We start from the raw sequence: 25,107 nt of genomic DNA, 5'->3' as shown, positions 1-25,107 counted from the left end.
TAAAAAGAAACATATTCTTTCGGATTTTATTTCATACAAGCCTGGGCGCAGTGCTAGCGCAACACCCAGGCTACAAATACTGTCTTATCCACGTTGCTGCCCGACTTACTTCTGTGTCGAACTTATCATGAATTAGGATTATGATTGTGGGGTTTCATCTTCATTAGGCAGATAGCGTATACGATGAGCTTCATTGACTAGTACTTTAAAATAGTCATAACTCATATAGAAGTTTCCATGATCACCAACGTTTTCTCCCCAGGAATTACGCAGGGTAAATAAACCTTTGTGTTGTCTTCCTTGTTCGTCAGTGGCAACAGCATCATCATCGTACCCTGTAATGATCATTTCATGTCCGCCGAATAATGGTCGTAAATAAATGTCACGAGCTATTTCAGGTGTAAGTACCCAGGTATCATAAGTTGCATTACGTGTCCCAACTGCTCCTGCGAAGCCCAGATCAAAATCTAGAAGGAGTACACCAAAAGTGACTCGGTCATTTTCATTCAATGCTACTTTAATGTCATGAATGGTTTTATCGGTATCTGTTCTATCAAGAAGCGCCTGAAAAAGATCGAGAATAGAGGACCAACGTATGGTCTTTTGAGAGAGATCTTCACTGAGCTGATGATATTCTTCAGGAGTCATTCCTGGATTGGACAAAGACTGCTCCGTTTCAGGATATTCAGTCAAACCGCCACAACCAGCAGTTTTTTGTTGTTCTTTACTTACTATGCCAAATGTTTCCATTTGATTTAATACTAGTCGACCGTAGGAACCATTCCAGCCACTAGGATTATAGCCATTTTTTTCTAGGTATGTACCTAATTGTAACTGACAGAGTTGGCTGATGTAGTCACCTTGATTGAGTGCAGCATTGACTGCAGCTGTGTTAGCAAAGGTAACACAGGAGCCAAAATTGCCTTGATCCAGAACAGGGACATTGCCCATGCCTAACTCTACTTTACGAGGAAGATTGCTCGCCATGAGCGATGCTTTGTTGGTTTTATTGACTGTAACGGTCATCCTGTTTTTTAGCAGATCGATAGCCGGTTTAGATAATTTTATTTTAAGTAATTTGATATGTTGTATCGTTGGTTTTGCACTGATTGCTTTATTTTTTGGAGCGGTGAATGTATGGTCAATTGTTCCAATCACTTTAGCTTCTTGAGCAAATGAGTTAGCACTCAATGCTAAGGAGAGTAACAACAGTTTGGGTATGCGCATTAATAATCCTCCATAAATAAAAATAGTTGGCAGTTACATTAGTTGATTCAACGGAACAGGATTATACTTTATGATCCAAAAACGATCAATCAACTAACTGGAAAATCAAAATAAGTATTTGGATAGGGTTCTTTTTTTAGTGTGTAATGCCACCATTCATACAAATAGGGCTTGAAACCATTTTTGATCATCAATTGTTGCAATAGTAGACGATTCTCTTTTTGGCTTTTGCTGAGATGGTCATAATGAATATGAGCAGTCCTGTCGAGGCAGTCAAAACGAGTGCCCATATCAATGGAGTCATCGTCTGCATAGTTTGGCGATATATCATAACAACGAGTAAAGGGTATTGAATTTTGTTTTTTAGCAGGACTATTTAATTTGACTAAGGTCAGATCAACGGTGCTACCGCGAGTATGTCCAGAGGATAAGGCAATGTAATCTCGTTTAAAGAGTTGGTCTTTGGGTTCGCGGGGATAAAAAGCGGCTTTTTGGCGTTGATCGGCGCTCTTTTGGCTCCATTGATAAAAGTAATTGACTGCGCGTTGCGGCCTGTAACAATCATACACTTTAAGACTATAACCTTTGGCTTTAATTTCCTTTTGTGCTTTTTTTAATTGCTCGGCTGCTTGTTGGGTGACTATGCATACTCCTTTTTTATATCCAGGAATGGAGTTGCCAATAAAATTATTAGACGTGGCATAACGCATGTCTTGAATGATATCAGGAGCAACATCATGCAAATAAACAAATCCTTGGGGTAGGGCAAAGGAAGTTATGGTGACAAAGGAGCAAAAAATAAAAAGGGATATTTTTCTCATAATCTACACGGTAACCAAGAAGTATCTTTGTTTATCATGAAAAAATAGGTTTTGTCTACTTTAGACGATCGGCGGGGATTTTTCTGAATCTTCGTTTTCTCCCTTTATTTGGTCTTTAAAGCCGTTCTTGATGGTTCCTCATTATTATCATTAGCGGTAGGAGTAACACCGGGTTGTTGGATCGTTGGTGCGGTAGTTTGCATGGATTGTAATAATGAAGAAACTAAACTTTTGCTGTGTCTTGGTTCCTTTTCAGATAGAGAAGATTGTTTATTAGACTGTTCTTGAGAGGTATTAGATAAAGCTCTGCGTATTTTTTCAGAGCTATCTTCGTTCTCGTGCATTATAGTGTCAGGGTTTTCTGTATCATAAGTTTCTGCTTTTAGAGCAACATTGGCCTCAAGAGTTTTAGATTGCCTTTGCCAATTGTCATAGAGATGGTAAGGGAGGGTAAAGACCAAAAGGATAACTCCTAATATTCCGCCAGCTACTTTTAAGGGGCCAGACTTCATTCTATCCCAAAATGACGGGGGGAAACCCTCCCAGGCATTCATTAGCATTTTGGTTAAACTTTTATGAGCTTGCATCGCCCCAGCTTTTTCTTGATGCAGATTGGTCATTACTGACTTTTGTTCTTCTGCGTAGTTCCTCGAGGTCAATATACCAACTTCTCCATCTTTAGCTTCAAACTTTCGCAGAGGCTCCTTGGTCTACTAAACTGACTAGAGAAGCCGCACCTTGTAGGCCCACTTTATTGTATTCACTATCAAGAGTCGCTTTTAATTGTTTTGCCGTTTGAGGAACCTGTTCACCACCATGAGCTAATTTACTAAGAGCTTTACTAATCAGTGTCATCCCTGCGGATTGTTTGCCATTAGCTAGACTGTCTAATATGGCGACACGACCATTAATTGCTTGCGCTCGCTCATTTCCGCTTTTACATCCACCAATAGAAGCTTCTTCAGCATAAACTGACAAGACCTGAGTTAGTTTGGCGTATTCATGATTAAAATGTAAATCATGAGCCATTAAATTTTTTAAGCCCAGTTGCACGTTGTCTAGGAGTGACTCTGATTCGGGAGATACTTGGGACTTCCAAGCTTTTTTAATTTCTTGAATTGATTGTTTTGCTTCACGTCCTTCGGCGGAGCTAGAAAAATAGGATTCGCGTTGGGGAGAACGTTCTAGGTAGTCTTTATATTTTTGGAATATTTGACTAATTTGCTCTTGTTCTGGAGGAAGAGCTTTATCATATAAAGTATGTAATAAGGCCATTTCACTCATTAGAGTCGATTCTTCTCTTAATACATTGCCTGTATCATAGCCAAGTGAATCTCCGAATCCATTAACCGAGATATTCTGCACAAAACAGAATACGGGTTCTTGAGTCTTATCACGTAATTGTTTGACGTTATAACGATGCATTCCCCGTAGGATGTGTCCGGCACTTTGAGTTTGAAGATTTTCGTTCAAACCAATGGTGCCAAGAAAATCATCTGGGCCATCATTGATGGCGGTGTAACTATTGTAGATAAAGGCTTTAGGCTTGCGCTCTCTTTCAGTTAATAGGGCTCCTAAATTATATTCCTTTTTAATCGTTTTTAATTTTTCTGCAACATCATTGATGTAGGCATTATCGCCGGGTAAGCCCTCTTTTAAGACAGGAGAAGGCGTACGAATTTGCATGCGCGTGTGTTCATTTGCGGCAATTTCTCCTAATCCATTTAAGCCATGGGTAATTAGTTGTCTATGAGCAAATTGACTGCCTTGAATTCGTTCATGTGCTGTATTGTCGCTACCTGCAATTAAGGTGGCTATGCCTAGGTCCTGATCAAGATGTAACACATCATTAGCCGTAGCAGTAGTTCCTTCGGCGATGTGCTTTAACGAGACTAACTCTTCAGTGCTCTCGGATAGTTCTATTTGAACGTCTTCGATCATTTTTTTTGATAAAATGATCCCCGTTTGTTGGACAATTTGTTGCATCATTAGGGTGTGGACTTGAGGCAATAATTCTTTACGGGCTTTATCAAGCGATTTATTTAACTTAGCTACATCAAGTGTTCCATCTCTTTTCATTGCGCTTTTTAGCGCTTTAGCATAAGTATCCATAACTAATTGATTGACTTTAAGCATGGTGGCTTGATGAACCGCCATCATTTTACCTTCAGTTAGTGCTGGAACTGCTTTTGAGTAAACACGCGAAACAAGGTTTAGATGGAAATCAAATTCCTGTTGTAGTGCGATGATGCTCCCTTTGGGAGTTTCTTGGAGCTTCGCTATTATTTCTTGAGGTTTATCGACCCCTGCTTTGCTTAAGGCGCCATTTAATTGCTTATTAAATTTGGCGAGCAAAACATCATTGTTATTCACATCGAGACTTACTGTGGTCGTCGGTGTCGTGGGAATTAATTCTTTGCCAAGAGCTGCATCTAGTCCTTTTTTGCTTAATGGAAAATTGCTTCTTGAAACTCTATTGATTTCCCTAACGATATTGATGATTTCATTTTCACTTGGAGTGACATGGACTAATAGGCGTCCTTGGGGGTCAAATGCTAGATTATTTCCATTTTGTTCTGCTTTGGCTTTAGCAAGTTGTGCTAACTCATTCATGTATGTTGCTTGGGCCTTGGCCTGTCTTTCCATGAGTTCATTTGCCATACTGTTACCTCTTCCACAGCCGCTACTTTTTATATTATAGGCTTGCAAAACTTAAGAGCCGATTAAGACTTTCTTAAGGCTACATTAAGCGCCCTAGATTTCTGTACCGGACATATTCCTGTATTTGTCTTTCTTTTTGCACTGAGATTGAATATTTCATAAATACCTAACGTCTATTGTGAAAGCTAACAATCAATAGCGTTAGGTACACTACAGGGAGTTAGTAATAATCTATAGTAGTAGTTGTTACGTCTAAGGGACCGGGGTAATCAACATCCAATATTACTGGCTCAACAACTGGAGCAACTGTTACTTGTCTGTATTGAACGATTTCGCTGGAAGTCACGCAACAACATCCAGACGCTAATACGGCAATTCCAATCAGTACTATCCATTTCATCATGAAATCCTGAGTTCTTTGTTTAACCAAAGTGTAGATTATTTATTCCTTATTTTCCAGGTCAAATAAGAGACATAGTCGTTGTGGGTTGTTTCACTAGACTAAATAGTTTTAATAGACCTCTTTCCAAACTTGCGACAGAGGATGAATTGTGAGGAGAAATGGAGCGCAGAACGGGGGTGTACACGAAAGTCTCATGAAGATTCGAGCACCGTTGCGAGTTTGGGAGTGCTACTTACTTAGGAATAGAGTTAATCTTGTGGATTTTGCTGTTTCTGTTCATTTACATGATAGAGAAAAACTAATAATTGAGCGACTGCAACATAGAGGTTTGATGGAATTTCATCGTTGAGTTTCACTGTAGATAACAAAGCAGTCAGCTCTTCGTTTTGCTCTATAGGTATACCGTGTTCTCTGGCAGTTGCAATAATTTTCCTCGCAAGAGCGCCTTCTCCTTTAGCGGCGATCCGCGGAGCATTGTTACCATCGTAGTGTAAGGCAACAGCTAACGGTTTCTCTTTTTTCATATACGTATATCCAATAAACGTAAATTGGCGACATCAATTTGGTTATTTTCTAATCCTAGCTGCAATTTCCATTGATGCAGGTTGAGGCCTAATTCATTGAGCATTTTACCTATTTCTTGTTGGTATTCATTCAATGTGTTTACCGTTTCAGGATGTTGTGCATTAATTTTAATGTCTACACGGTCGTTGAAAAGGGATACGGTGGCTTGCAAATCTCCCATGGGGACTAAGCTTAAGGCAAAAGAAAGACTCCATTTAGATTGCTGCATAGGTTCTGCTTTATGTTGTTTGATCATTAATGGAATGACATCTACACGATCCGCGATTTTTATCGGTAGATCGAGCATGATCATATATCCATTTTTATTATCGGATAAATGATTAATCTGATTGGCCGTAATTCTTGCCAATACATGATTCAGTTGTTGTTTCACTATAGAAAAAAGATCTTCAGGTGATTGTTCCGGTAAACAAATGAACGGAGTGTTATGTAAGGGTTGTGGAATGGCTCCAGGTAAAGGTAAGGGATCTTGTTCTAGGAGCTTGTATTCTTGATGTGGCATTAGCCCACTATCCGGTTTAATGTAGTAGGGCAAGTTTTTTAAAAGTTTCAGACATTGTCCTTTGAAATCTGCCTTTAGTTGCTGAGTGTTTTTATCTATTCGCCGGTTCAGTAGCAGAGACTCGAAAAACAAACCGCTTTGACTGATCGCCAGCATTAAGTGCTGTGGGACTTCAGATAGTGGAATGATATTCGCCAAGATGGTATTGATTTGTTGACTGATAGAGCCTGGAATATCCTCTAACTGCGCCAATTGATTGAGTATATTAAGTAAATTAGTCGGCGGAGCTTGTTTGGGTAAGGTTAATAAAAGAGCTTGTTGTAGCACTGATAAAGGCAGGGATTTGGGCTGTACCTCAAGAACAGTGTTATGTTTATTAGCAACAACTTTTACTTCTAAAGTTTCTCCAGGGCTAAAATGATGGGAAGATTGGGCATTTAAGTTTTGGCCATTAATATTAATAAGTACTTGATTGTTCGTTAATGGAGTAACGACTACTGCTTTTAATATTTGGCCTACATAAAGTTCAGTCGCGGGCTTAGCTAGTTTGATCTCTTGTGTTGGCGTTAAACGTACACTAGGAGATTTATTCATTTCAACAGCCATGGCGATTCTTCCTGTTCATTTTGAATGAGTATATACTTCTCTTCTTTGTTATCGGCAGAGTGATGAATTGCTTTATAATTCACCAGGAAAGGACACCAGGATTTGAGCTGGGAAGGATCGTTATTTTATTAATTTATTATTGAAATTAATAAGTTAGTTTATTTAAGGATAGCCCAAAGTTCTTCTGGTCATTGCGCAATTTTAATAGGGTGTAGTGATGTTAGATAGAGCCAGCGTAGTTGATGAACAGTTTCTTAAACGAGTTTTGCAAGCAGATTTTCCTCAACCTAATAGTACTATGAGTCCAACAACAGCAGAATTGGATAAAAAAACTGCTGTGGACTTATTTGATTCGCAAATTAAATCGCGACTTTTGGATTTGATCGCCAGACAATTAAAAGAAAAAGGATTGTCATTTTATACCATTGGCAGCAGTGGTCATGAGGGTAATGCGGTATTAGGTCAGGTATTTAGAGCAACCGATATGGCTTTTTTGCATTATCGTAGCGGGGGATTTTATCTGCAACGGGCCAAGCAAGTTACTGGGGCTGATGGGGTAAAAGACATTTTATTGTCCTTGGTTGCTGCGGCATCTGATCCTATCTCCGGTGGGCGTCACAAGGTATTTGGTAGCGTTCCTCTCTATATTCCGCCGCAGACATCAACTATTGCCTCTCATTTACCCAAGGCATTAGGAGCTGCTGTATCTATTACGCGGGCTAAAGAATTAAATCTTCAATCCACATTGGCCGCGGACTCGGTTATCCTTTGTTCCTTTGGTGATGCATCAGCCAATCATGCTTCGGCGCAAACTACATTTAATGCGTGTTCTTGGATTGCCCAGCAAAATTATCCATTACCTATAGTATTTATTTGTGAAGATAATGGGATTGGTATTTCTGTTCCTACCCCGAATCACTGGATAGAATCTTCTATCGGCGCACGTCCAGGATTACATTATATCTCTTGTGATGGCTTAAATATTGCCGATGTTTATGCTAAAGCGCAGGAAGCCGAATATTTAGCACGTTTTAAAAAGCAACCTGTGCTTTTGCATATGAAGTGTGTGCGTTTATTGGGACACGCCGGTTCTGACATTGAGTCTCAATACAATACCCAAGCTGAAATAGAGTTTAGAGAATCTCATGATCCATTGTTACATACTGCTCGGATTCTTTACACGGAAGGGTGGATGGATTTGCAATCAATGGTTGATCTCTATCTAGACAATAGGGCATTGATTGAAGCGAAAGCATTAGAGGCTATTAGAGAGCCAAGAATGAGTAATGCAGAAGAGGTAATGGCTTCTTTATTGCCTAAGGTTGAGGCAAAGCCAGTATTATCTATTCCTGATGAAACAAAACGAGCGCAAGTGTTTGCTGGGGCTTATAGTCAATTAAAACAAAAAAGAAATTTATGCCAACATATTAACTTTGCTTTGACCGATTTAATGATGCAGTATCCCAATATGCTGGTCTTTGGTGAGGATGTTGGTAAAAAGGGGGGCGTGTATCGCGTTACCGCCGATCTGCAGGTACGGTTTGGCAAACGCCGTGTTTTTGATACCCTACTTGATGAAACGACCATTTTAGGAACTGCGATTGGATTAGCACACAATGGCTTTATCCCTGTTCCTGAAATTCAGTTCTTGGCCTATTTACATAATGCAGAAGATCAATTACGTGGAGAAGCGTCGACTTTATCTTTCTTTTCCAGTGGACAATATCAAAACCCTATGCTCATTCGCATTGCGTCCTTAGCTTATCAAAAAGGATTTGGTGGACATTTTCATAATGATAATTCTTTTGCGGTATTACGCGATTTACCCGGAGTGATCGTTGCTTGTCCCTCCAATGGGCCTGATGCTGCAAAAATGCTACGTACTTGCATGCATTTAGCGTACACGGAAGGGCGAGTGGTAGTGTTCTTAGAGCCTATAGCTTTATATATGACTAAAGACTTACACGCCCCAGGTGATAATGGCTGGCTCTTTGATTATCCCGAGCCGCAAGAAGTTATTCCTTGGGGGAGCGTTGGTGTTTTTGGTGAGGGTGACACGGTAATTTTAACTTATGCCAATGGATACTATTTATCACGCCAAGCAGCAAAAGTCTTGAAAGAACGGCATGGTATCAATGTGAAAATTGTCGACTTGCGTTGGCTCAGTCCTTTGCCCAAAGAGGATATTTTAAAAGAAGTAGCCACAGCAAAGCGCGTTTTAATTGTTGATGAAGGCAGGCAGAGTGGTTCTATTAGTGAAGGATTGATGGCCCTCTTAATGGAAGAAGCCCCAGCTACTTTAAAAGTGAGAAGAATTACGGGTAAAGATTGTTTTATTCCATTAGGTACTGCTTGGCAATATTTATTACCTAGCCAGGAAAGTATAATAGAAGCGGTAATCGCATTAGCAGCTGTTCACAATTCTACTATCTTAGCCGAAATGCCATAAGGTTCCACGTTTTGTCGTGCTGCGACATTCGAATATCTTGGTACGTAGAAGCCATTTAGTGAATTGTAGACAGACTCAACAGTCAGATAAAAGGGAGATGGAAAGTGGATGATTTGTTATTTCTTGATGAGCAATTACAAGACGACGAGCGCATGATACGAGACAGCGTAGCGCGTTTTGTGAGTAATGATGTAGTACCCCTAATGACAGAAGCCTTTGAGCATGCTCATTTCCCTCGTGAACTAATCCAAAAATGTGCTGATTTAGGTTTGTTAGGATTAACCTTACCGACCCAATATGGCGGTGCAGAAGCGTCTTATGTGGCCTATGGCCTTGTCTGTCAGGAGTTGGAACGAGGCGATAGCGGCTTGCGTAGTTTTGTTTCGGTACAAAGCTCGTTATGCATGTACCCTATATTTCGTTATGGAAATGAAGAGCAAAAAATGCGTTTTTTACCGGCTATGGCTAGCGGTGAAATTATTGGTTGTTTTGGTCTAACAGAGCCCGACTCCGGTTCTGATCCTGCATCGATGAGAACTTATGCTAAAAAAGTAGATGGCGGCTGGATATTAAATGGTGCAAAAATGTGGATTACTAACGCACCTATTGCTGATATTGCTATTGTTTGGGCCAAAACAGAGCTGGGGATCCGTGGTTTTATTGTTGATACACAATCTAAAGGGATGAGTCGTCCTGAAATTAAATTAAAAATGTCTTTACGAGCTTCCATTACTGGAGAGTTAGTATTTGATAACGTATTTGTCCCGGATGAAAATCTTCTTCCTGGAAGCGATAAAGGCTTAGGTGCTCCTTTAAGTTGTTTAAGCCAAGCGCGTTATGGGATTGCTTGGGGAGCTATCGGTGCTGCTATGGATTGCTATGATAGAGCTCGCGATTATGTGTCAGAACGCAAACAATTTGATAAACCATTGGCTTCTTTCCAGTTGATCCAAAAAGATTTAGCTGACATGTACACCGAAATTATTAAAGCCCAATGCATTAACCTGCAAATTGGGCGATTGAAAGATCAGAAGAGAGAAACACCCACGATGATTTCCTTAGCGAAGGGCAACGCATGTCGTGAGGCATTGAAAATTGCTCGAAAATGTAGGAATCTAATGGGTGGGAATGGAATAAGTCTCGAGTATCATGTCATCAGACATATGCTTAATTTGGAGTCTGTCTTTACATATGAAGGTACTGACAACGTTCATACCCTAGTATTAGGGAGACATATCACTGGAATTAATGCTTTTAGCTAAAGATTTACCGTATTTTATCAAGCGGTTATCATAGTAGATCTAAAAAGTATTTCTTGCAAATTGAGTCCCTGTTACCAACTGAAACAGGGGCCATCGGGATGCTTATGTTTCTCCTGGAATTAAGTGTAGGGTCCTCGATGCAATAAGGAAGATTGAACTCTAGATTCACTATTCATTTCGTAATTAAAGGAAACTTTAATTTTCATAACGGATATTTCACGAACAGGAGTGTATATGAATAATGTGAGTTTAAAAAAAGTCTTAGTCTTAAGTTTAGCTCTACTGTCTTTTAGTCTTAATGCAAATACAATTTCTAACATGGATTCTTTAGCACAACAATGCCAGGATTTATCAAAAACTGTTGCTGCTTTGGTTTCTAGTCAGGCCAAGAGGACTTGTATTGAAAAATTGAATACCGCGTCAGTTTTCCTTGAAAAAGCAGGGTATTTAATCCTTGAATACGCGAATGCAACAGCCAAAAAAGAGTTAAACCACGCCATTTACTCCTTACAATATGCTGAACTAAACAGTTGCAATCGCTACATTCAAATAGCACATACAAAATTTGAAGCACAAAAAATTAAAAACGCCCTGTAAATTGCTCCTGAGCTAATCGAATAGAATTGAAATTCCCGCTGATGCGGGAGTTTCAAACATCGCCTAATAGTTAGAAATAGTTCTACCGAACGATTTTCAAATAACTGCTAAACTTAATACATGAATTAATTCCTATAAGAGTAGCAACATGACCAATTTAGAGAAAGAGCCGGATACCCTTACCTCTCCAGAAGACGTTTTAAGCCCAGACATCTTAAGTCCTGAATCTGTAAAAAACGCATTACAACTAGCAGGAACAGATAACGATTTAAATCAAAATCAATTTATTGGCGGAGATCAAGTTAATCTACTTGGCGACGGCGTTCCAGGCTATGAAGCAACAGGGGTAAGCGGCACAGACGATGAACTTGAAAAGCAATTAGAAGCACGAAACACACCCAGTTTCAAACCAGGGTAACACCATAAACCCTTGTTATTTTCCCCAGATTCCGCTATGATTCGCTACCAAGTTCGGGGCGTAGCGCAGCCTGGTAGCGTACTAGCATGGGGTGCTAGTGGTCGAAGGTTCAAATCCTTCCGTCCCGACCAATCCCAGTAAGGGTTTTAAGATTTTATCCCCTTCCTCTAAAGATTTTAATGGGTACTTTACAGGGTACTTAGAAAAAAAGAACGGGTCTTTCCCAATTACGGGGGACCTCACCATTAACAACACAGCACCCTAACACGAGTTCTATATTTCCCAATTCTAATTTCTTCATGTAGCAAACCGCGCTAGAAAAAAGATCCACCCCTTCTTTTGTTTATAGTATATGTAATTTTATTTCATACTGAATGTAACAATGAATGTAGTATCTTAATCTATCTAAGTTCTTAATTTCATCTTCAGTAAGTTTCTCACAACCGTCGTGAACAATTTTACAACGAGTTTTATATATATCAACAAATGAGCTTATGATTTCCGATCTTTCAAAATCTGATGTTCCAATTGCATACGCTAATCGATTTGCAATTAAATTTTTGATTCCAACTCCTCCAGTATTTTGATCCCCTAGCAAAGTTTCAATGGCGGTAATTGCTAAAATATATTGAAGTAATTGGTTTTCAATAAGATAACTATTCATCAACCATCTAGCCGCACATTTAACTTTATCTTTTAAATTAAAATACACGGGGAAAAGCTTACACACTGAATGAAGATAGTCATCTTGATAATTTTTATCCCAACCTTTAAAGACGCTATGTATCTCTATACGTGGAATAGGTGTATGAGAAATACTTTCAATGTAAAAGTAATCGTGAAAAATATAGTTGTCCTTAGACTTCTCTTTGAATGCTATAAATTGATTATTATCATTATTTTGTCTTGCGCTTACCGAAACAATGCAATATGAATTTAAAATAACTAATATTTCTTTAAAAAGATCATAAAGTTTTTGTTTTGTTGGTCCGCCAAAGTAAGAAAGATATCCATCATAACAAATTTGTAAATATGCAACATTTGGTTGTAATTGAAAATCTTTTTCAAAATATTTATTATTTGATTTTGAATGGGGAGCTTTATATTCATTATTTATTTGTTCGTCTGTTAAACAGATAATATCGATATTATCTGAAATCGCTATACCTTTATTTACAAAAGGAGATAAATATCTACCTACATCCCCTAAGTTAAAAAATACTTTATATTTAGCTGTAGGTTTGTTTATTTTAGTTATCAGTTCATCGGCTAAAGAATTAGTATCCGAAAAAATTTCAATTGATGTAAGTGGTACATTTTCTTTATTTTCTATGTATGGTAATTCAGCCCGGAGTTGATAATATATTTCGGGAAAAATAAAATCTCTAACAGGATTATCTGAAATCATATTTTCAAGACGTATTCGATTATTGGGTTTGAGACAGGATTCTATCTCATTCAGCCCACTTAAAATTTCTATATCTAAAGAATTGTTATTATTAACAGTAGATTCCATTAAGGATTTTTCTATAGCAGGTTTTAACTCAATAAGGTTTTTATAATCTAGGCTATCAGACATTAATATCTCTTTTTGAATTGATATATAGAATATAGTTCAAGATTATAAAAGATCGCTATCTCATACACATACCAGAGTTCTCATTATTTGAAAGATGGACATACCTTAAATCTTTAATGCGAAAAAAAACAGACGATTGCCTGTTTTTAAAAGATCTAGATTGCGGGACTATTGAGCTGGAGAGTTCAATTCATTAGTGATGTTCATATGTTGATTGATCCATTGCTGGATCACTTCAAAGTGCCAGGATAAAAGTGAACCGTTTAATTTAATCGGTTTAGGGAATTTACCAGTTAACCACCATCGTCGAAGAGTAATTCGATTGACTCCGATGATTTGTTCGATATCACCCATAAATAAAATTTGTTGTTTGAATTCGGTCTGCAGCATAATTAACTCCTAGCCTGATCTTCTTATATTTCCGTTTATCAAAATGCTCGATTCGTGCATTTATTTAATCATAACGAGTAGCCCCATGCAATATGTTTTCAACAATTGTTTTTTAAGCTAAGAAAATTGAATTTTCAAAAGACGCTATACCTTTGATCTTTTTGTTTATACAATTGGCCATAGGAGTAATATTACAGAGGAAATAGGGATGAATTTACTAGATGCAGTAGAAAAATCGGTAGGTAATGAGTATTTTAATGATGGTGAGCACTCAGAAAAGTGTTCTGATCTGCAAAAAGCAGATGCCAATCTATCACTTTCGTTAAATCAATCTCATCAGCCCAATGCCAATAAAATTGTAAATATAAAATAATTAATGCACACACTTATTGTTGTAGGATCTGGAATAAAGTCGATCGCTCATTTGACAGAAGAGACTAAACGAGTTATTCAAAAAGCAGATAAGGTTTTATATTTAGTTAATGAAGACAGCCTGAAAGAATGGATTGGTCGTGAGGCTAAAGAAGCTCAGTCCTTAGAGTCTATTTATTTTAATTGTGATAAACGAGTTGATGCTTATCACAATATCACCACCCATATAATTAGCGAATATCTACGGGTTAAAAACCTTTGTGTGGTTTTTTATGGGCATCCTACGGTTTTTGCTGAATCTGCCTTGAGTGCGGTAAAAAAAATCCGGGCTGAGAATGGGAATGCGGTAATATTGCCAGCAGTATCCTCTATGGATTGTCTCTTTTCAGATTTACAAGTTGATCCTGGCGATCAAGGTTGTTTTGCAATTGATGCAACAGAGTTGCTAATTTATGAAAGACGAATAGATGTATATGCACACATCATTCTTTGGCAAATTTCCAATCTGGGCATGCATGACACAAAGCAAACTCAAAAACTAAATATTCTTTGTGATTACCTACGAACTTATTATCTTGATGAACAGTTGGTATGTATTTATGAAGCAGCCATTCTGCCTACGCAAAAACCAAGAATTGAATGGATTAAACTGCGAGAATTAAAACAAGCCGTGGTTACCGCAGTTTCAACTCTATATATACCCCCTATAACAAAGCAAGGTGTTAGTCAAAAATATCTGGATCTTTTGGAAATAGATGCTCAGAATTTTAAGCTATCTAACAAGTCGCACACATCCTCTAAATAATTTGGCATCACTGGAAAAGCTGGTGACGTCATTACAATGTGAGAAAGCAAACCGTTTATCAGACTCTAAAAGTTCTAATGGATTTTTTATGGTTTGTTTTCCTGTGGATTTGTAATGGTAAAATGAAAATTCGGTTTCCATGCTCACATGATAAAGGGAGCTGCCAAAGGCATCACCATTCTCTTCTGTAAATTCTTCTTGATAGGCAAGTAAAACATTTTTCAGGGTTTCCAGCTCAGTTAATGTGCTGTTACTTTGGTTTGTTTTAAAAGTATTTATTTTGGCAAAAGGGCATTGTAATGGATAATAAACGCTGTCATTTTTTTCACTCAAAGAAGAAGGGACCATTAGTGTAGGTGTATATTCAAGGCCATAACATTGATTATAAATTTTTTGGATAGCTTGAACTGGGAAATACTGGTCATCAATAGCCGGTTTAACTCCGATGCCTGATCCCATACAAATATTAAAGATATACTTCGCTGTATCCATAATAAAAGGGGTGGGTCTAAACCGATTAACTTTTTTTGCACTTAAAAACAGATCGTTACAAGAAGCATCATAAGTATGTTGGGTGATTTTTTTTCTCAATGACTCTGAAAAATAGAGCTTTAACTTAAGCCATTTATCATTGTTTTGGACTTCCTTAATAAACTGCTCTGAAAAATAAAGAATTTCGCTATACCAATTCGGTTGAGTATTCTTATCCTGCAGAATTTCTTTGAATATCTGGTAGTGCTCATAAGGTGATTTAGGTGCGGAAACAGATACGTTAAAATGTTTTTGAATTCTTACGTGCTTTCTTTGGCAGCCAATATTAGGTAACAGGAATGATGATAATGCACCGGCAGATACCGATAAGACGTTGTTATCAATAGTTTTGTCTTCATCAAAAACAACTTGCATATTGAAAATAGCGCCTGGTCCTTGCACACAGTCAGGAAATATACGCTCATTCTCTCCAAAGTAATGCCATTCACAGTATTTATCCAGGATCATGCCTAAAGGTAAGCTATTTTTACCATAGCCTAAGTGCTTAAAAAGATCATTGTCAGTATGCTTGCTATCAATTTTTTCTAATTTGCCCGAAGCAGTTGGTAAGTAAGCATGATTTTTGATACCAAAATGTTCACCGAACTCATATTTGGCAAGAAAAAATGGGATGCCATCATCAGGAGTAATTTGCTCAATTACTTGGTATATAGAGGGGTTAATTGTTTTTACTTTGTGCTTGATTTCTTCCCATGAAACTTTTTGAATACTGTTCATTCCTAAACACCTTATAAATCAATGCACTTACAATTATTGCAATTTATAAAAATAGATAAATGCTGAAAAGACTTAATACTAGCCAATTTTAATGGTAGAGTCACCCACCAAAAGGAATCCAGGGAGAAAAAATGATTAAATCATTGCAACGAATGCCGAAAGGAGTAACCCCGCTATATTTCATACAAGCTTTTTCAACATTTTCATACGCTATTCTCTATTCGTCCCTATCGCTCTATATCACGAAACAGCTTGGTTTATCCAATACGGTTTCAAACAGTATCGTTGGCCTATTTCTGGCCTTTAATTTCGTATTGCATTTGGTAGGCGGATTAATGGGAGGGCGCTATCTTAGCAACCGTGCCTTATTTTTTATTACTACCATCATACAAAGCTTCGGCATTTTGTTTTTGATTTTTTCCCAAGCATCAACTCTTTATTTGGGTTTAAGTTTGTTTTTAGTGGGATGTGGACTCAATACCACTTGTTATAACACTATTTTAACCCAGCGCTTTGATCCAGATGATAATAGACGGGATAAAGCCTTTTTTATGAGCTATTCAGCAATGAATGTTGGGTTTTTTGCAGGTTTTATTATTAGTGGGTTTTATGATTATTCTAATCAATACCAACAAATATTTTACGCAAGCCTCTTTATCAATATTATTACGTTACTTTTAATGGCTTTTAGTTGGGCTGATCTTGCTGATAAAAATACACCTTTGATGGAATTGAAAGATCGTAGTAGCCGGAGACTGAAGCATTTGTTAGGTATAACTGGCACCGTTCTACTTGTCCCTTTCCTGATGGTCTGTTTTAACTCAGCGGATTTTAGTAACGGAATGGTGTTGGTGGTAAGTATTATCATGTTCTTTGTTATTGTTTTTTTAAGACAGAAGCAACCGCTTAAGGCAGATAAACAAAAAATTAAAGCTTATTTAATCCTGACGGTAACTTCTATAATCTTCTGGATGATTTATTACACCGGTCCCATGGGTATAACCATCTTTATTAAAAATAATGTTGATAAGCATATTTTAAATTATGAATTGGCAACTCAATGGATTTTAAATATCAATGCCATAATTATCATCGTGGGTGCACCAATTACTGCAATAGTAATTAACAAATTACAATCAAAAGGCTTTAATTTCTCTGTTACCATGCACTTTGTATGGGCCTTTATATTTCTGGCACTTTCTTTCTTTTTATTGGCTTGTGGTGTGATGTTGTCTGATAGTCATGGTTTTAGTAGTGTTAATTGGGTGATATTGCATTTAGTGGCTCAATCTATTGCTGAGTTACTTATTGGTCCAGTAGGGTATGCAATGATAGGACAAATTGCCCCTCCCAAATTACAAGGAATTTTAATGGGTACCTGGATGATGGTATCTGGGGTTTCCGCTTCGTTATCAACTTATTTTTCTAACGCAATGATGAAAACAGATTCTATTGATCCTTTATCGACGAATGCTGATTATTTGCATGTATTCAATCAGTTGGGGGTCTGGGCATTGGTAGCCGCAGTATTTTTGTATTTAATTGCTGGAAAAATTCGTAATCTCATTGATAATACAAAAGCACCAGAAAGCACAATAATTGAAACAATTACTGTTTAAAGTGCGCCCTGGACTAAAAGTTTATATTGACTATTAGTAATACAATTCTGCATTTTATCCCCAACATTCTCTAGGTAAAAAAACTAATTTTTTTACCTACTGCAGTATGTTTTACTGCTTTCAGGGGTAGTGAATAAGCCCCAGTTGTTGGAATAAAGGGGAGATTGTAACATGGGATGTTTAGCCGAAGTTTGGGCATCAGAAGTTGGTGTACATTTTGAGCGTAGAAAAGAAGCGCAAAAATATTTAATTGAATTTATTCTGACACACGGTAATTATGATTTGAAAGCCCTTGCAGAAATCTTGGATGTGAGTCCGTTGTTGCTAAGTCAGGTTGTAAGTGGATTTAGCTATCTTGAGGATGCTAATGCTTTAAGGTTGTATGACTGGTTCTTTCTGTTTATTGGTGAATGAAATTAATTTGAGACAAGGGGCTGATGTGATGGAATTCTCTTGGCATTATTGGAGACTTCTCAGTGAGTGTTACTGATTATCTGGATTAGGTATGGTTTTCAACGGATTATATTTAGTCACTTTCTCGCTGATTTGTTCTGTAGTATCAGGATCACTTAGTTTTATTTCTGTTACAGCAGCCCTATAATTGGCCGCGGGATTTGATTTCACATCTACGTCAAATTTAAATCCTTCTCTAGAGTAAAGCCATTGGCATGTAGCACTAAGATCTCCAACAATGGGTTCGGCTATTTTTTGAAAAATAGCTGGGCCATTAGCGCTATTTGTAAGGCAGGTAATAGATTGATTTGTTGAAAGGTTGACGGCAGTAAAATTTCGACAGGTTTGATTATCGCCCCAATGAAAAGCAGTAAAACTTCCATCTTTGTTGTGCTGCAGTCCAATGCCTAAGCCCCAATTGATTTGCTTCAAAACGGTAACAGGAACTTTTGCATCTATTGCTTTGGTATCTTTTTGTGAGAACTCTGGGACTGCAGGTGCAAACATCTTTTCTCTGATAAAGCTATCAGTTGCACAGGCCGTCAAAAACTTGCAATAATCTTTTGCAGTAGTATGTAACGATGCCGCAGGGTGGATACCATAGAAATGTTGGTTAGTATCAATTTTTCCATCTGGGTGATGTCCTGTTGCTTGAATTCGGTCCTTTAAAGGTAAAAAGCTACTGTTGATCATATCAAGATTTTTAAATTCTTTTTATGCAAGATCTTCAAGGGTTATGAGCTGTCCAGTCGATTTCGAGTTAGCAATTTTTTCTACAACCTCTTGCAAAAAACAATAGGCTTCCCCGGAATAATTAAATTGCTTACCCACTTCTGTAACAAAATCAAAGGTCTCAGGTTTACTCCGTTCAAATTCATTAGGTAAACCCGCTTGATGGGACAAAATCATACCTGCAGTTAATTTTTTGTAATTGTCATGGTTGCGAATTTTTTTTTCAGGAGGGCCAAAATCACCTATTTGATCATATAATGGTATATCTAAATCAAGTTCACCGCGCTCAGCCATTTTTAAAACTATATAGGCAAATACAGGCTTGCTTAGCGATGCGGCTTCAAAAATGGTGGTTTCAGTTACGGGTTGCTGGGGTGTATTATTATTAATTACTCCTGCTGTATGTGTGGCAATTTTTCCGCCCGGAGAGGCAGTAGCAATTGATATACCTGGAATCTTGGCTTGTTCAATTAGTGTTTCTAGTTTACTTTGCATAATTAAATCCTGATCCCACAATCAAATTGAATTTTATCTAATTATAGAGTAGTTAATTTGATTAATCTTATTACTGAATTTCAGAGAAATAATTTTTTTAATTAATCTAAGTTTTTTCTTAAATAAATTCTGTCATGCCCTAATAAATAGTCTTCAAGTCGTCCAATTACAAAAAAACCTTGTTTTTTATAAAAATCAACCGCTTGGAACTCATAGGTATCAACAAAGATTTTTTTTACATTTTTAATGGTTGCTTGATTAAATAGTTCATTGAGTAATCGAGAGCCTACCCCTTGTTCTCTGTAATTCTCCTCAACCCATAATATGTCAATGTAAAATGCATCACTATGTTCCCAAATACTAGCACCACCTATGATCTCATTTTTATTATTTTGAGCGAAAACACTAAATGGACTGGCTTTTTCATGGAGGTATTTAGCATTAAAATCTAATATTCCGTTTCTTAAGCGAGCATTGTTTTCATCACTAGGACTATTATCAATCAATATATTAACTGTGCTCATTCTGTATGCCTCTATGGTTCTTTATAGAATTTGACAAATTATATCGTAAATAAAGTGTAACAAGTGGGGTTGTTCAAAATCAGTCTCACCAAAATATTATATAATAAGCTAATGGCACCTAGCGAATAAAATCACTATGAAAAATAAAGAAGAAATTGACGAGAGAATGATTAAAGGAGGAATTCCGGGTGCATCTATTGCATATTTTAAACCAGGAGAGCCTATAAGACCCGAGGTAATAGGAAAAACCGATGTATACTTTGAAACTCCAGGAGCCAAAGTAGAGCCAAATACAAAATTTGGAGCTGCGTCCCTTAGTAAGGCTGTGTTTTCCTATTTAGTACTTAAAATGATATCTGATAAAAAATTTACCAAGCCATTTACTTTAGACACCCCAATTTCAGAAATTCTACCAATACAAGACTTCTATAAAAATAATTTAGGTAAGGAAGTTAGTAAAGATTTTATTGAAGAAGCAAATAAAATAACTCCTCGTATGGTTTTATCTCACAGTTCAGGCATACCTATTAATGGCGCACCAAGATTGGAGTTTCCACCAGGAACAGCCTATTCTTATGGGAATACGGCCTTATATTATTTGCAAAAGGCCATCGAAAAAGATCAAAACATGTCACTTGAAAAGCTTGCCAAGGCAGAGATTTTTCAACCTTTGAATATGGCACATAGCAGCTTTGTAGCTCCCGGAAGTACAGAGGATAAATCCCATGCAGCGAATACCCTACATACTACGCCAAGTGATTATGCTCGTTTAACCTCAGCCTGGATGCAAGTATGTGGTCTGATAAAAATGTCTGAAAATCCGACAAATGAAAATCAAAAAGACTCAATAACCTCACGATATATTCTTACTGAAACGGGCTTTTTTTACTACAATAAGTTAGATAATACTCTGCACCAGATCACATTAGAACAGTCCAAATTAGAGGAACTACAGGATGGATTCGCTGAAGTAACTGAAGACAAACCAATTAATAATCTATCAGATAAGCAACTTGCCGAGGTAACTTCTATTACAGAGCATACTCATAAAAATGAAACATTGCATGAAGCTTTTAAGCCTCAAATATCCTTGATGTCAGATCAATGGGCTAAAGATTTGAAGGTATCAGATAAAGACAGACAACACCTCGCATGGGGATTAGGTTTTGGATTGCAATTAGATGAGCAGGGTAAGGTCACAACAGCGTTCCATAGTGGTGACATGAACCAGTGGCGCGGGTGGGTTGCAATGGATATGGAAACCAAATCTTCTGTTGTTTTACTTACTAATGGTAACGCGGAGCTTAATAAGTCTCCCCACGGATATGGACATGTTCTTGCTGAATTAATTGTGGGTCCAGAAGTGAAATTAGAACATGCCTTTAATTGGTTTTTTCAAAAATTTGGTGTTTCGAGAGATGTTGAGCCTGGATGGAAAGCAAAAGAGGACTGGGATACTGCTCGAATTGATATTTATGTAAGGTGTCATCTCAATGGTTTACCAAAGTGGCAATTTAATTTAATTGATCAGCTACTCAGCACGATGCACGATTATTATTGTCTTCCAGAGAAGTTTGAGGCAATGAAGGCCAGTTTGGCAAATACCCTTATCAGTAAATGCAAAGAAATTAACGAAACGACTTTAGCGTCAGGAACTGAAAGATCACTATCTACGTTAGAAGATTATGGTGTTTTTGTCGTTCAAATTAATGAAGTCCTTCATGGTTTCGACCCTCATTTAGAGTTGGAATACAACCCTGCATTTATCAAAGAAATGACAGATGGAAAAAAAGTAAAAACAGGGCAGCACTCAGCCCAATTTGATTTTAGTGGCGGGCCTCCAAAAGAAGAAGTTGAGAAATGGAATAAATATGAACAAGACAATCCAGCCACTAGGAATTATGGATTCATTGATTATCAAGGTGCAAGCGGAAATATCCCCGATAATATTGGTTACGTAAATATAAGTCATCTTATTGATCCTCAATTAGGTGCTACCGAGAGTGAGGACAGATACAGAATGGGACCTAATGCCATAAAAAGGCTTCATGCGGTTATGGAAGGACTGCGAGAAAAGGAAGGTATTATTCTTGATTTAAGTGTTACGCCATACGGTGGTTCACCAGAGATGGTTCAAAATGTAGTTAGCTTTTTCATGCCGGATGGTACGCCAATTAATACAGTACATGATCATGTAACTGGTGAACAAAAGCCCTATGAGGCTATAAGGACGCCTTGTAAATTACTTGATAAACCCGTTGTTTTGCTTGTAGGTCCAAATACCTTTTCTGGGCGCGAAGAAACGGCCTATGATTTGCAACAGTTTAATACAACATTAAAAGAAAAACGGTTCACTGTTATGGGACAATCTACTAAAGGTGGCGCCCATCCAGAGTGCTCTTTTCCTTTACTAGATGCAAACTCTGGTGAAATAAATGATTCGTTTGTTTTACGTGTCCCTTATGCTACATCCATTAATCCTATTTCTGGAACAAACTGGGAAGATGGCTCTAAATCAGGTGTACAACCAGACATTGAAATTCCAAAAGAAGAAAATGCACTCAATGTTGTTGTTAAGCACATAAACTCACTTATTGCTCAATATTCTAAAGTAGAGTCAGTAGTGCAAACGCCACGTATTGCTGTAAAAGCCGAAGAATTATTAGCAGCACGTGAAAGAATGAGCGAATTTAGAGCAAAAATGCCACATAAAACCCCTGATAATACTGCAAACCGGGAGGATGAAAAAAAAGACGATAGTTTGATTTCTCCCTTTCAAACTACACTTAAACCAAAATTTCCAGGTGAAGATTGATATGAAGATCAGAAATTCTTGCGTAAAAAATAAAATACTGAATCTTTGAGGAATCCATGCCTTTCAAACTCAATCTTAAAGCCTGTTTTTTGATAAAAACCTAAAGCTTCCCAATCAAAGGTATTTACGGTGGCAAAAGTACAGCCGTTTTCTTTACCATATTGTAGAGCTGCTTTTATAAGTGCTGCTCCCCAACCTTGTTTACGTAGCAAATCACTTACCCAAAGCTGATCGATATAAAGACATCCATAAAGTGCACTCCCATTACAGCCACCCACGATGGTATTGTCTGCATCACGGATAAAGAAAGCAAAGAAATCCAAAGGATTAAACCCCTTCTTCTGGGTAGCTTGTTTCATAATAGCATTGCCAAGAACTTGGATGTCTTCTTGATTTGGGTTGTTCTCAAAGGATAATTGATAAGTCATTTTTTAAGGTTTACCTCAATCATACTTGCTTTTTAATTAAGTCGTTTATACGCAATATTGTAGGTATAACCTGGGTCACTTGTCCTATTCCCATTAAACGCTGTTCAGAGTCTAGTGGGTTGCAAGAACGCTTTATGTTATAAGCGAACCAATTTATCCAATTTCCTAAAACCCCATAGAATGATGCTTCAAAATCTGATTTGTTAATAATACCACCAGCGTTTTTGTATGCCTGAATCATTTTATTGAACAACTCAGGATTAAACTGTGTTGTGATCCCACTCCAATCTAAACTGCCATTGATGATTTCATACGTTGGATTCAATTTGCGAGCAGATTCCCAATCGATGAGAATTGGATTATTAGCCTTATCCCATAAAACATTTTTTTGGTCCAAATCACCATGACTTACAACACTATGTTTTTTAAGAACTGGAACCGCCTGATGGTAAGCAGTATTTGCACTGAGTAAATCTGCAAGATGCTTATTTAAAAGCATGGAGAATGAGCTACGGTATTCTTCGGCTCTTTGAGTTAAGGCAATAAGATTATCGTTTGTATGAATATCATATTCGGGCTCTAAAATCTCTGGAACTTGTAGATTAATCTCATGCAAACGAGCTAGAATCACTGCAATTTGCAGGGCCTGAGATTCCGATACAGTGTCTTTATGCTGTGCTTTGGCAACAACCCACGGATAAACCAAAAATCCTACGTCATCGATTATAAATAAATAGCTACCTGCTTGTTCCATGGCGCAAACAGCAGGGATACCCTTTTGAATAAATTGAGAAGCAATATGCTCGGTAAGGTTATAATTTTCAATAATGTGATTATCAGACAGATTGATATCCCTGGATAACTGTTTTACTGCATAAATATTTTTATCAGTCTCTACGCGCCACATTATGTTGAGTAGTCCTCCATAAATTCTTGTTGGAGGCTTTATGGGCGTGCCTAGTTTAAAGTAAGAGCAAATCGACTCTATCGGATAATTTTTCACACATTAACTCCAGGAGAGGGTGGTTTACTCAAATCATACACTTGGGTGCATAAATCTAAATAGGTATCCAAGGATTTTGTCATAAGTGAAATTCCATTACGGTCACAGTGTGTCCTTTAAACACATCAATTCCTATTACGCTCCATCCAAGACGAGAATAATAATCAGGAATGGTGGGATCAAAGGCGAACAGATAAATTTTTTTAAAACCCAAATCATTTGCCTTTTGTTGGGTTGCCTCAATAAGCGATGGGGCTATCCCTTGCTTTTGATAGGCCGGTGATACAACAAGTGATCCTAGCCAAGGTGTTAGGTCTGGTCGTATTCCATCATTTTCTCTTAAACTACACATGCCTACTGGCTTCTCACCATCTGTTGCCACAAAAGTTATAGGTAATTGAGAGTCATTTAAATGGGAATCATATTTTTGAATGACTCGTTCAATAGGAACATCAGGTACCCATATTCTACCAAGGACTTCATGCCAAATTGTGGCAAGTCTAGGAATTGAGTCTTGGTGATTTTTAAGGAGATCAATTGTTATCATTTTTTATCCAAAAAAATATTAGGTTTCATAAAATAAACATCGACTAAAACACCCTTAAAATGAGTCCGTTTCAAATGATTCATTCCAATATTTTGTGCTACTTTTTTTGAAGCTAAATTATCCACGTGGATGATAGAAATAAGATGAGTTAGCTTTAACTGTTTGAATGCGAAGTCTCTTACACCTTTGGCAGCCTCACTTGCAATTCCTTGCCCCCAAAAAGCACTATCAAGTCTATAGCCAAGTTCGATATAGGACTCGTCATCAACTACTTGCGGCATTAAGCCACAAAATCCTAAAAGTTTGCCGTTTTTTTTAAGGTGAGAGCTAACAATCCGAATCCTTGCTCTTCATATGAAGTTATCCAGGATTCCATTCGCGCTCTAACGGTCTCTTTATCAAGAGGTTGTCCATCTCCAATAAAGCGCATTACCTTCGGATCTGAGCATATTAAAGAAAAAGCATCTAAATCTTCAAAGTTAAATGGACGAAGTACTAATCTTTGGGTTTCAATTTTAAAATCATCATTGTTGCTATTCATAATT

At 37.5% G+C, this 25,107-nt stretch carries 25 protein-coding genes, 1 tRNA gene and 1 pseudogene; 10 read left to right on the top strand and 17 right to left on the bottom strand.

All coding sequences use genetic code 11. The features are described from left to right. Positions 1 to 138: 138 nt before the first annotated feature. From LFA_RS11410 to fliK, 7 genes are all read right to left on the bottom strand, one after another. Complete coding sequence (locus LFA_RS11410; protein ID WP_045096300.1) at positions 139 to 1,227, bottom strand: C1 family peptidase; 1,089 nt, start codon at positions 1,225 to 1,227, stop codon at positions 139 to 141. Positions 1,228 to 1,316: 89 nt separating this feature from the next. Next, positions 1,317 to 2,048: a M15 family metallopeptidase gene (locus LFA_RS11405; RefSeq protein ID WP_045096299.1), complete on the bottom strand. Its 732-nt coding sequence runs from the start codon at positions 2,046 to 2,048 to the stop codon at positions 1,317 to 1,319. Between the two features lie 104 nt (positions 2,049 to 2,152). Then, positions 2,153 to 2,707: a hypothetical protein gene (locus LFA_RS11400; RefSeq protein ID WP_157010345.1), complete on the bottom strand. Its 555-nt coding sequence runs from the start codon at positions 2,705 to 2,707 to the stop codon at positions 2,153 to 2,155. A 25-nt stretch (positions 2,708 to 2,732) separates the two neighbouring features. Continuing rightward, a complete protein-coding gene (locus LFA_RS11395; protein ID WP_045096297.1) occupies positions 2,733 to 4,709 on the bottom strand; it encodes a hypothetical protein in 1,977 nt (658 codons plus the stop codon). A 220-nt stretch (positions 4,710 to 4,929) separates the two neighbouring features. Further along, a complete protein-coding gene (locus LFA_RS11390) occupies positions 4,930 to 5,112 on the bottom strand; it encodes a hypothetical protein (RefSeq protein ID WP_231865838.1) in 183 nt (60 codons plus the stop codon). 248 nt (positions 5,113 to 5,360) lie between these two features. Continuing rightward, a complete protein-coding gene (locus LFA_RS11385) occupies positions 5,361 to 5,636 on the bottom strand; it encodes an EscU/YscU/HrcU family type III secretion system export apparatus switch protein (RefSeq protein ID WP_045096295.1) in 276 nt (91 codons plus the stop codon). After that, positions 5,633 to 6,805 carry a flagellar hook-length control protein FliK gene (gene fliK / locus LFA_RS11380; protein WP_045096294.1) on the bottom strand — a complete coding sequence of 391 codons (1,173 nt, stop codon included), beginning with the start codon at positions 6,803 to 6,805 and terminating at the stop codon, positions 5,633 to 5,635. The genes LFA_RS11385 and fliK overlap by 4 nt, the downstream gene beginning before the upstream one ends. A 217-nt stretch (positions 6,806 to 7,022) precedes the next feature. On the opposite strand from fliK, the gene LFA_RS11375 reads away from it, so the two are divergent. The 5 genes from LFA_RS11375 to LFA_RS11355 all read left to right on the top strand — a co-directional run bounded on the left by LFA_RS11375 (position 7,023) and on the right by LFA_RS11355 (position 11,662). Continuing rightward, positions 7,023 to 9,254, top strand: a complete 2,232-nt coding sequence (locus tag LFA_RS11375) for a dehydrogenase E1 component subunit alpha/beta (RefSeq protein WP_045096293.1) — start codon at positions 7,023 to 7,025, stop codon at positions 9,252 to 9,254. A 104-nt stretch (positions 9,255 to 9,358) separates the two neighbouring features. Next, positions 9,359 to 10,516 (top strand): acyl-CoA dehydrogenase family protein, encoded by a 1,158-nt coding sequence (locus tag LFA_RS11370; RefSeq protein WP_045096292.1) that lies wholly within the window; start codon positions 9,359 to 9,361, stop codon positions 10,514 to 10,516. A 234-nt stretch (positions 10,517 to 10,750) separates the two neighbouring features. Next, the gene (locus LFA_RS11365) at positions 10,751 to 11,113 is read left to right on the top strand and encodes a hypothetical protein (protein ID WP_045096291.1); all 363 of its coding nucleotides are present in this window, start codon (positions 10,751 to 10,753) and stop codon (positions 11,111 to 11,113) included. A 148-nt stretch (positions 11,114 to 11,261) separates the two neighbouring features. Beyond that, on the top strand, positions 11,262 to 11,531 hold the full coding sequence (locus LFA_RS11360) for a hypothetical protein (RefSeq protein WP_045096290.1): 270 nt from the start codon (positions 11,262 to 11,264) through the stop codon (positions 11,529 to 11,531). A 54-nt stretch (positions 11,532 to 11,585) separates the two neighbouring features. After that, positions 11,586 to 11,662 (top strand) — tRNA-Pro (locus tag LFA_RS11355). Between the two features lie 212 nt (positions 11,663 to 11,874). Here the strand turns inward: LFA_RS11355 and LFA_RS11350 are convergent. Together LFA_RS11350 and LFA_RS11345 are read right to left on the bottom strand one after the other, a co-directional pair. After that, a complete protein-coding gene (locus LFA_RS11350) occupies positions 11,875 to 13,110 on the bottom strand; it encodes a HEPN domain-containing protein (RefSeq protein WP_045096289.1) in 1,236 nt (411 codons plus the stop codon). A gap of 168 nt (positions 13,111 to 13,278) precedes the next feature. Continuing rightward, positions 13,279 to 13,500: a helix-turn-helix transcriptional regulator gene (locus LFA_RS11345; RefSeq protein WP_045096288.1), complete on the bottom strand. Its 222-nt coding sequence runs from the start codon at positions 13,498 to 13,500 to the stop codon at positions 13,279 to 13,281. Between the two features lie 208 nt (positions 13,501 to 13,708). Between LFA_RS11345 and LFA_RS19875 the strand changes: the two genes are divergently transcribed. Both LFA_RS19875 and LFA_RS11340 read left to right on the top strand, forming a co-directional pair. Continuing rightward, positions 13,709 to 13,873 (top strand): hypothetical protein, encoded by a 165-nt coding sequence (locus LFA_RS19875; RefSeq protein ID WP_157010344.1) that lies wholly within the window; start codon positions 13,709 to 13,711, stop codon positions 13,871 to 13,873. 3 nt (positions 13,874 to 13,876) lie between these two features. Then, complete coding sequence (locus LFA_RS11340; RefSeq protein WP_045096287.1) at positions 13,877 to 14,677, top strand: SAM-dependent methyltransferase; 801 nt, start codon at positions 13,877 to 13,879, stop codon at positions 14,675 to 14,677. Here LFA_RS11340 and LFA_RS11335 read toward each other — a convergent pair. Then, the gene (locus LFA_RS11335) at positions 14,645 to 15,946 is read right to left on the bottom strand and encodes a hypothetical protein (protein ID WP_045096286.1); all 1,302 of its coding nucleotides are present in this window, start codon (positions 15,944 to 15,946) and stop codon (positions 14,645 to 14,647) included. The genes LFA_RS11340 and LFA_RS11335 overlap by 33 nt on opposite strands. A gap of 131 nt (positions 15,947 to 16,077) precedes the next feature. On the opposite strand from LFA_RS11335, the gene LFA_RS11330 reads away from it, so the two are divergent. Further along, entirely contained in the window at positions 16,078 to 17,565 is a 1,488-nt protein-coding gene (locus LFA_RS11330) for a peptide MFS transporter (protein ID WP_045096285.1), read from the top strand. 171 nt (positions 17,566 to 17,736) lie between these two features. Further along, entirely contained in the window at positions 17,737 to 17,979 is a 243-nt protein-coding gene (locus tag LFA_RS11325) for a hypothetical protein (protein ID WP_045096284.1), read from the top strand. Between the two features lie 69 nt (positions 17,980 to 18,048). On the opposite strand, the gene LFA_RS11320 is transcribed toward LFA_RS11325, so the two are convergent. From LFA_RS11320 to LFA_RS11310, 3 genes are all read right to left on the bottom strand, one after another. Beyond that, positions 18,049 to 18,711, bottom strand: a complete 663-nt coding sequence (locus tag LFA_RS11320) for a serine hydrolase domain-containing protein (protein ID WP_045096283.1) — start codon at positions 18,709 to 18,711, stop codon at positions 18,049 to 18,051. A 21-nt stretch (positions 18,712 to 18,732) separates the two neighbouring features. Next, positions 18,733 to 19,245, bottom strand: coding sequence for a serine hydrolase domain-containing protein (locus LFA_RS11315; RefSeq protein ID WP_045096282.1), 513 nt, complete (start codon positions 19,243 to 19,245; stop codon positions 18,733 to 18,735). 101 nt (positions 19,246 to 19,346) lie between these two features. Next, on the bottom strand, positions 19,347 to 19,769 hold the full coding sequence (locus tag LFA_RS11310) for a GNAT family N-acetyltransferase (protein WP_045096281.1): 423 nt from the start codon (positions 19,767 to 19,769) through the stop codon (positions 19,347 to 19,349). Between the two features lie 136 nt (positions 19,770 to 19,905). On the opposite strand from LFA_RS11310, the gene LFA_RS18930 reads away from it, so the two are divergent. Then, complete coding sequence (locus LFA_RS18930; protein ID WP_052673951.1) at positions 19,906 to 22,584, top strand: serine hydrolase; 2,679 nt, start codon at positions 19,906 to 19,908, stop codon at positions 22,582 to 22,584. An 8-nt stretch (positions 22,585 to 22,592) separates the two neighbouring features. Here LFA_RS18930 and LFA_RS11300 read toward each other — a convergent pair whose 3' ends face one another. From LFA_RS11300 to LFA_RS20355, 4 genes and pseudogenes are all read right to left on the bottom strand, one after another. Further along, positions 22,593 to 23,012 (bottom strand): GNAT family N-acetyltransferase, encoded by a 420-nt coding sequence (locus tag LFA_RS11300; RefSeq protein WP_045096280.1) that lies wholly within the window; start codon positions 23,010 to 23,012, stop codon positions 22,593 to 22,595. Positions 23,013 to 23,031: 19 nt separating this feature from the next. After that, the gene (locus tag LFA_RS11295; RefSeq protein ID WP_045096279.1) at positions 23,032 to 24,015 is read right to left on the bottom strand and encodes a phosphotransferase; all 984 of its coding nucleotides are present in this window, start codon (positions 24,013 to 24,015) and stop codon (positions 23,032 to 23,034) included. Between the two features lie 79 nt (positions 24,016 to 24,094). After that, complete coding sequence (locus LFA_RS11290) at positions 24,095 to 24,562, bottom strand: GNAT family N-acetyltransferase (RefSeq protein ID WP_045096278.1); 468 nt, start codon at positions 24,560 to 24,562, stop codon at positions 24,095 to 24,097. Next, a pseudogene (locus LFA_RS20355) lies at positions 24,559 to 25,103 on the bottom strand (GNAT family N-acetyltransferase). Before LFA_RS20355 ends, LFA_RS11290 begins: the two are co-directional and overlap by 4 nt. Between the last annotated feature and the right edge of the window lie 4 nt (positions 25,104 to 25,107).

This window comes from Legionella fallonii LLAP-10 (assembly GCF_000953135.1).
Classification (GTDB): Bacteria; Pseudomonadota; Gammaproteobacteria; order Legionellales; family Legionellaceae; genus Legionella; species Legionella fallonii.
This window is presented reverse-complemented; position numbering and strand designations above follow the sequence as displayed.

What these genes read in the sequence shown, in the direction of transcription:
- LFA_RS11410 (WP_045096300.1), bottom strand. Translation starts at nt 1,227, where the DNA reads ATGCGCATACCCAAACTGTTGTTACTCTCCTTAGCATTGAGTGCTAAC.
- LFA_RS11365 (WP_045096291.1), top strand. Translation starts at nt 10,751, where the DNA reads ATGAATAATGTGAGTTTAAAAAAAGTCTTAGTCTTAAGTTTAGCTCTA.
- LFA_RS11325 (WP_045096284.1), top strand. Translation starts at nt 17,737, where the DNA reads ATGGGATGTTTAGCCGAAGTTTGGGCATCAGAAGTTGGTGTACATTTT.
- LFA_RS11330 (WP_045096285.1), top strand. Translation starts at nt 16,078, where the DNA reads ATGATTAAATCATTGCAACGAATGCCGAAAGGAGTAACCCCGCTATAT.
- LFA_RS11360 (WP_045096290.1), top strand. Translation starts at nt 11,262, where the DNA reads ATGACCAATTTAGAGAAAGAGCCGGATACCCTTACCTCTCCAGAAGAC.
- LFA_RS11395 (WP_045096297.1), bottom strand. Translation starts at nt 4,709, where the DNA reads ATGGCAAATGAACTCATGGAAAGACAGGCCAAGGCCCAAGCAACATAC.
- LFA_RS18930 (WP_052673951.1), top strand. Translation starts at nt 19,906, where the DNA reads ATGAAAAATAAAGAAGAAATTGACGAGAGAATGATTAAAGGAGGAATT.
- LFA_RS11350 (WP_045096289.1), bottom strand. Translation starts at nt 13,110, where the DNA reads ATGTCTGATAGCCTAGATTATAAAAACCTTATTGAGTTAAAACCTGCT.
- LFA_RS11405 (WP_045096299.1), bottom strand. Translation starts at nt 2,048, where the DNA reads ATGAGAAAAATATCCCTTTTTATTTTTTGCTCCTTTGTCACCATAACT.
- LFA_RS11345 (WP_045096288.1), bottom strand. Translation starts at nt 13,500, where the DNA reads ATGCTGCAGACCGAATTCAAACAACAAATTTTATTTATGGGTGATATC.
- LFA_RS11340 (WP_045096287.1), top strand. Translation starts at nt 13,877, where the DNA reads ATGCACACACTTATTGTTGTAGGATCTGGAATAAAGTCGATCGCTCAT.
- LFA_RS11320 (WP_045096283.1), bottom strand. Translation starts at nt 18,711, where the DNA reads ATGATCAACAGTAGCTTTTTACCTTTAAAGGACCGAATTCAAGCAACA.
- LFA_RS11385 (WP_045096295.1), bottom strand. Translation starts at nt 5,636, where the DNA reads ATGAAAAAAGAGAAACCGTTAGCTGTTGCCTTACACTACGATGGTAAC.
- LFA_RS11315 (WP_045096282.1), bottom strand. Translation starts at nt 19,245, where the DNA reads ATGCAAAGTAAACTAGAAACACTAATTGAACAAGCCAAGATTCCAGGT.
- LFA_RS11375 (WP_045096293.1), top strand. Translation starts at nt 7,023, where the DNA reads ATGTTAGATAGAGCCAGCGTAGTTGATGAACAGTTTCTTAAACGAGTT.
- LFA_RS11290 (WP_045096278.1), bottom strand. Translation starts at nt 24,562, where the DNA reads ATGATAACAATTGATCTCCTTAAAAATCACCAAGACTCAATTCCTAGA.
- LFA_RS11390 (WP_231865838.1), bottom strand. Translation starts at nt 5,112, where the DNA reads ATGATGAAATGGATAGTACTGATTGGAATTGCCGTATTAGCGTCTGGA.
- LFA_RS19875 (WP_157010344.1), top strand. Translation starts at nt 13,709, where the DNA reads ATGAATTTACTAGATGCAGTAGAAAAATCGGTAGGTAATGAGTATTTT.
- LFA_RS11300 (WP_045096280.1), bottom strand. Translation starts at nt 23,012, where the DNA reads ATGACTTATCAATTATCCTTTGAGAACAACCCAAATCAAGAAGACATC.
- LFA_RS11310 (WP_045096281.1), bottom strand. Translation starts at nt 19,769, where the DNA reads ATGAGCACAGTTAATATATTGATTGATAATAGTCCTAGTGATGAAAAC.
- fliK (WP_045096294.1), bottom strand. Translation starts at nt 6,805, where the DNA reads ATGGCTGTTGAAATGAATAAATCTCCTAGTGTACGTTTAACGCCAACA.
- LFA_RS11335 (WP_045096286.1), bottom strand. Translation starts at nt 15,946, where the DNA reads ATGAACAGTATTCAAAAAGTTTCATGGGAAGAAATCAAGCACAAAGTA.